The sequence below is a fragment of the Arthrobacter sp. H41 genome, from assembly GCF_000520535.1.
GTDB lineage: Bacteria > Actinomycetota > Actinomycetes > Actinomycetales > Micrococcaceae > Arthrobacter_D.
The window spans coordinates 31,785-37,028 of sequence record NZ_KI914767.1 but is presented as its reverse complement, the minus strand read 5'-3'; the positions used below and the strand labels follow the sequence as shown (position 1 = coordinate 37,028).

Below are 5,244 nucleotides of genomic sequence, written 5' to 3'. Positions count from 1 at the left end.
CGTACACCCGCCGTTGCTGTACAACTTCGTGAGGCAGCCAGCCCACCCAGGGACCCATCGCGGAACATGTGCAGATCTGGCGGGTGTTGCCGCCGGACACCCACCATACCTGCACAACTTCGTGCGGTGGCGCTGGAGCCCAGTTGCTAGACGAGCCGGGTGAGCCAGCCGTGCGTATCCTCGCTGGTGCCCGTCTGGATGCCGAGAAGCTGGCTGCGGATCGACATCGTGACCTCACCGGCGGCCGAATCGGGCGCGCCGATGACCTCGTCGCCGTCGCGCAGCGAACCGATCGGGGTGATGACGGCGGCGGTGCCGCAGGCGAACACCTCCGTGATGTCGCCCGATGCCACGCCCTCGCGCCACTCGTCGAGCGTGATCTTGCGTTCAACCACGTTCATGCCGCGGTCACGGCCGAGCTGGATCACCGAGGAACGCGTCACTCCCTCGAGGATGGTTCCGGACAGCGCGGGCGTCACGAGTGAGCCGTCCCGGAAGACGAAGAACACGTTCATCCCGCCGAGTTCCTCGATGGCGTTGTCATTGAACTGGTCAAGGAACAATACCTGCTTGCAGCCGTGCGCCTCGGCTTCGAGCTGGGCTGCGAGCGAGGAGGCGTAGTTTCCGCCAGCCTTGGCGGCACCGGTCCCACCACGTCCTGCACGCGCGTAGTTCCGGGACACCCAGATGGCAACGGGCCGGACCTCGCCGCCGAAGTAGTTCCCCGCGGGGGAGGCGATCACCCGGAAGGACACTTCACGGGCCGGCCGCACTCCGAGGAACGCCTCGGTGGCGATCATGAAGGGCCGGAGGTAAAGGCTTTCGCCCTCGCCGGACGGAACCCAGGCCTGGTCGGCCCCGACGAGCTGGCGCAGGGATTCGAGGAACAATTCCTCGGGAAGCTGCGGCAGGGCCAGCCGGATCGCGGACCGGTTGAGGCGTGCCGCGTTGGCGTCGGCCCGGAAGGTCCACACCGACCCGTCGGCGTGGCGGTAGGCCTTCATGCCCTCGAAGATCTCCTGGCCGTAGTGGAGCACCGCGGCTGCCGGGTCGAGCGCGATGGGCCCGTAGGGCTCGAGCCGTGGGCTGTGCCAACCGCCCTCGCCCGCCTCGTTAACCGCGAAGTCCACCACCGTGGTGTGGTCGGTGAAATAGTTTCCGAAGCCCGGATTGGCGAGGATGGCGCTGCGCTGTTCAGGCGTTGCAGTGCTCGTGGAAAGGTACTGGGCAAACTCCAGCTCCGTGGCTGTCATGATTCCTCCGGGCAAACTTTCGGTTAGTGATCACTCACCAGCTTAGGACACAGCGGCGGCAATAGCATCGCCTACCGCGGCTGTGCTCCGGATGCGTCCGCCGCGACCGGCGATGTCCTTCTCAACCGCCTCCTCCACCCGCGCGGCGGCGTCCTCGTGTCCGAGGTGCCGCAACAGCAGGGCGGCCGAGAGGATAGCGGCGGTGGGGTCTGCCTTCTGCTGCCCGGCGATGTCCGGCGCGGACCCGTGCACGGGCTCGAACATGGACGGCGCCGTACGGTCCATGTTGAGGTTGCCCGAAGCAGCCAGCCCGATCCCCCCGGTCACCGCTGCGGCCAGGTCCGTGATGATGTCGCCGAAGAGATTGTCGGTGACGACGACGTCGAACCGGGCCGGGTCGCTCACGAGGAAGATCATGGCGGCATCGACGTGGAGGTAGTCATGGGTGACGTCGGGGAATTCCCCGGCAACCGCCTCGACGGTCCGCTTCCACAGATGGCCGGCGTAAACGAGGACGTTGTGCTTGTGCACCAGGGTGAGCTTTTTGCGGGGCCGCCCGCTGGCCCTCCGGAACGCATCCCGGACCACTCGCTCCACACCGTGCGCAGTGTTGAGGGAAACCTCCGTGGCGATCTCGTGGACAGTGCCGCCGCGCAGGGTTCCACCGTTGCCGACGTAGGGCCCCTCGGTGCCCTCGCGCACCACGAGGAAGTCGATCTCGCCGGGGTTCGCGAGCGTGCTGGTTACGCCGGGATAGAGCCGGGAGGGCCGCAGGTTCACGTAGTGGTCAAGCGAGAAGCGCAGTTTCAGCAGCATTTCTCGCTCGATGATGCCCGAGGGGATACGGGTGTCTCCTGGAGCAGCCCCGACGGCACCGAAGAGGATGGCGTCGTGCTGGCGAATCTTCGCCAGGGTCTCATCGGGGAGCGTCTCCCCCGTTGCGAGCCAATGTTCAGCACCGAGGTTGTAGTGCGTCAGCGCCACCTCCACCTTCCCGGCCGTGACCGCCCGGAGGACCTTGAGCGCCTCCGCTGTTACTTCGGGGCCGATGCCATCCCCCGGAATGACTGCGAGGTCGATGGCGGAACTGGAGGCGTGGGACACGAATTCACTCATTCCCCAAGATTAGGGAAATGTTCGGTTGCCGGACAAACCGTCTCAGGCGGTGGACAACCTATCGCTTCGATGGCACGGTATCATCGGGTCGGCTAGCGTGCCGCAGCAGGGAAGGGACGCATCATGGAAGCTGAACCGAAAATGAGACGAAGCATGGAGCGCGGGATGAAAAAGGGATCGGGGCAGGGGCCAGAGCCCGCTGAGGGTGCGGCAGGACGCATTGAGCGGGAAACGTTGAACTCATACCTCGACATGCACCTGTTCGGCGCCACGAACGGTGTCCGGCTCTTCGAGGCAGCCGCACACTCGTGGGTTGGCACCGAGCACGGCCGGGTGATCTCGGATCTCCAACAGGAGATCGATGAGGAACGCCTCCGGCTTCGGCGGGTGATCGAGCGGTCCGGGCACCGGCCCGGCCGGGGCAAGATGTTCGTTGCGCACATCTCGGCCAGGCTTGCCGAGGTGAACCCCGTCAATCCCTGGCGCAGGAAGACCAGCACGGGCGCGCAACTGGAGCTGGAGTCCCTGCTGTCCCTGCTCCGCGGGAAGGAATCCCTCTGGGAGACGCTGATTGCCCTCCGCTCCACCAACCCCACGGCGGACGGGCTCGAATTCAGCGACGAGGAGTTGCAGGAACTCCTGGAGGAAGCCGGCGATCAGCAGGCCCGCATTGCCGGCATCATCGGAAGTACTGCAGCGGACCGGTTCCTGAAGGGCTGAGAGCTACCTAACCGACCTCGGGCTCCCCCGCGTACTTCGGGAAGACCGGAGCGGGCGCAGGCAGTTCGGTGCCGGGTTCCAGCGGAGTGGCGATCGCCGCGAAGGTGCGCCGGGCGTCGTCGTCCGCCGTTCCCTGGCCCAGCGCGGTCAGGAGCTGCGCTGCACTGCCGGGCATCACCGGCTGCACCAGGATCGAGACGATGCGGAGGATTTCGAGGGTGACATACAGCACCGTCTCCATCCGCGCCGGATCGGTCTTCCGCAGGACCCAGGGCTGCTGGTCGGCGAAGTAGGCGTTGGTGTCGCCGAGCACCTTCCACACCGACTCCAGTGCGCGGGAGAATTCCTGCTTCTCGAACGCGGCCCTGCAGGTTTCCAGCAGAGCCGCTGCCTGGTCGAGGATCGCGCTGTCCGCCGCCTCGAGCCCGCCCGGCTGCGGAGCCCTGCCGTCGCAGTTCTTCGCCACCATGGAGAGGGACCGCTGGGCGAGGTTGCCGTAGTTGTTGGCGAGGTCCGCATCCATCCGGCCCACGATGGCGTCGTGGCTGTAGGAGCCGTCCGCACCGAAGGGCACCTCGCGCAGGAGGAAGAACCTCACCTGATCGAGGCCGTACTGATCCACCCAGTCCTGGGGCGCCACGGTGTTGCCGAGCGACTTGGACATCTTGATGCCCTTGTTGTGCAGGTGCCCGTGGATCATGACGCGCCTCGGAAGGTCGAGCTGCGCGGACATCAGGAAAGCCGGCCAGTAGATGGCGTGGAAGCGTGAGATGTCCTTGCCGATCACGTGGACATCGGCGGGCCAGTACTTCCGGAACGCTTCGGACTCGATGTCCGGAAAGCCGGCGCCGGTCAGGTAGTTGGTGAGGGCATCGACCCAGACGTACATGACGTGGCTCTCGTTGCCCGGCACCGGCACACCCCAGTCGAAGGTGGTGCGGCTGATGGAGAGGTCCTCGAGCCCGCGCTTCACGAAGCTGATGACCTCGTTGAAGCGGGGTTGCGGCGCGCCGAACTCGGGCTGCGCCTCGTACAGGGCGAGGAGCCTGTCCTGGTAGGCGGACAGCCGGAAGAAGTAGCTCTCCTCCTCCGTCCAGGTGACCTCGGTGTCGGTCTCCGTGGCGTACCGGAGACCGTCGGCCCGGAGCTCGGTGTCATCCTCCACCCAGAATGCTTCGTCGCGCACCGAATACCAGCCGGAGTACTTGTCGAGGTAGATGTCGCCGGCAGCTTCCATCCGGCGCCAGATCTCGGTTGCGGCAGCATAGTGATCCGCGTCGGTGGTGCGGATGAACCGGTTGTAGGAGGAGCCGACGACGTCGTTCATGGTCTGGAAGGCCCGCGCGTTGCGGGTGGCGAGCTCACGCACCGGGACGCCCTCCCGATCGGCCGTCTGCTGCATCTTCAGGCCGTGCTCGTCGGTGCCGGTGAGGAAGAGGACGTCATACCCGTCGAGCCGCTTGAAACGGGCCATGGTGTCGGTTGCAATCGCCTCGTAGGCGTGGCCGATGTGCGGCACGCCGTTGGGATAGGAAATGGCGGTGGTGATGTAGAAGGGGGGCTTGGCGCCTGAGGAAGTCACCCTACGAAATTACCCTGTTCCGGCGGGCATCGTCGCCCGCCGGCCGGGCGTCAGCTGTTGTGGACGACGGCGTCGTGGGCCAGGACCGCGTGGACGCCCCACGTTTCGTTGGCGATCTGGGTGATGCGGAGGTCCACCACCGAACTCGCGAGGGCCAGGGCGTGCGTCCGTGACAGGCCCAGCAGCGCCTGCAGCCAGGTGAGCATCGCGCCGAGCGCCTCGGCAGATGCCGCATTGAGGTCGGCGTTGAAGCCGAAGGTGATGCGGGCGTCGGGCGTGACGGCATGGATGGAGACGAGGGGCGGGTTCGGCTCGAGGCCCAGGACGAGCCGGGAGGCAGCTGTTGTGGACGACGGCGTCGTGGGCCAGGACCGCGTGGACGCCCCACGTTTCGTTGGCGATCTGGGTGATGCGGAGGTCCACCACCGAACTCGCGAGGGCCAGGGCGTGCGTCCGTGACAGGCCCAGCAGCGCCTGCAGCCAGGTGAGCATCGCGCCGAGCGCCTCGGCAGATGCCGCATTGAGGTCGGCGTTGAAGCCGAAGGTGATGCGGGCGTCGGGCGTGACGGCATG

5 protein-coding genes are annotated in these 5,244 nt (G+C 66.5%); 1 reads left to right on the top strand and 4 read right to left on the bottom strand.

All coding sequences use genetic code 11. The features are described from left to right. Positions 1–146: 146 nt before the first annotated feature. Together Y705_RS0103355 and Y705_RS0103350 are read right to left on the bottom strand one after the other, a co-directional pair. Positions 147–1,253 carry a branched-chain amino acid aminotransferase gene (locus Y705_RS0103355; protein WP_026531827.1) on the bottom strand — a complete coding sequence of 369 codons (1,107 nt, stop codon included), beginning with the start codon at positions 1,251–1,253 and terminating at the stop codon, positions 147–149. A gap of 42 nt (positions 1,254–1,295) precedes the next feature. Then, positions 1,296–2,369: a 3-isopropylmalate dehydrogenase gene (locus Y705_RS0103350; RefSeq protein ID WP_026531826.1), complete on the bottom strand. Its 1,074-nt coding sequence runs from the start codon at positions 2,367–2,369 to the stop codon at positions 1,296–1,298. 165 nt (positions 2,370–2,534) lie between these two features. Here Y705_RS0103350 and Y705_RS0103345 point away from each other — a divergent pair, with 165 nt between their 5' ends. Further along, positions 2,535–3,089: a hypothetical protein gene (locus tag Y705_RS0103345; protein WP_155849888.1), complete on the top strand. Its 555-nt coding sequence runs from the start codon at positions 2,535–2,537 to the stop codon at positions 3,087–3,089. A 7-nt stretch (positions 3,090–3,096) separates the two neighbouring features. Here the strand turns inward: Y705_RS0103345 and metG are convergent, their stop codons facing one another. Together metG and Y705_RS22645 are read right to left on the bottom strand one after the other, a co-directional pair. Beyond that, the gene (gene metG, locus Y705_RS0103340; RefSeq protein WP_026531824.1) at positions 3,097–4,671 is read right to left on the bottom strand and encodes a methionine--tRNA ligase; all 1,575 of its coding nucleotides are present in this window, start codon (positions 4,669–4,671) and stop codon (positions 3,097–3,099) included. Between the two features lie 50 nt (positions 4,672–4,721). Then, a complete protein-coding gene (locus tag Y705_RS22645) occupies positions 4,722–4,877 on the bottom strand; it encodes a hypothetical protein (protein ID WP_216698730.1) in 156 nt (51 codons plus the stop codon). Positions 4,878–5,244 lie beyond the last annotated feature (367 nt).

Bases quoted from the DNA above. Each gene is read 5' to 3' on its own strand.
- Y705_RS0103355 (WP_026531827.1), bottom strand. From the start codon at position 1,253: ATGACAGCCACGGAGCTGGAGTTTGCCCAGTACCTTTCCACGAGCACT.
- Y705_RS0103350 (WP_026531826.1), bottom strand. From the start codon at position 2,369: ATGAGTGAATTCGTGTCCCACGCCTCCAGTTCCGCCATCGACCTCGCA.
- Y705_RS0103345 (WP_155849888.1), top strand. From the start codon at position 2,535: ATGAAAAAGGGATCGGGGCAGGGGCCAGAGCCCGCTGAGGGTGCGGCA.
- Y705_RS22645 (WP_216698730.1), bottom strand. From the start codon at position 4,877: ATGCTCACCTGGCTGCAGGCGCTGCTGGGCCTGTCACGGACGCACGCC.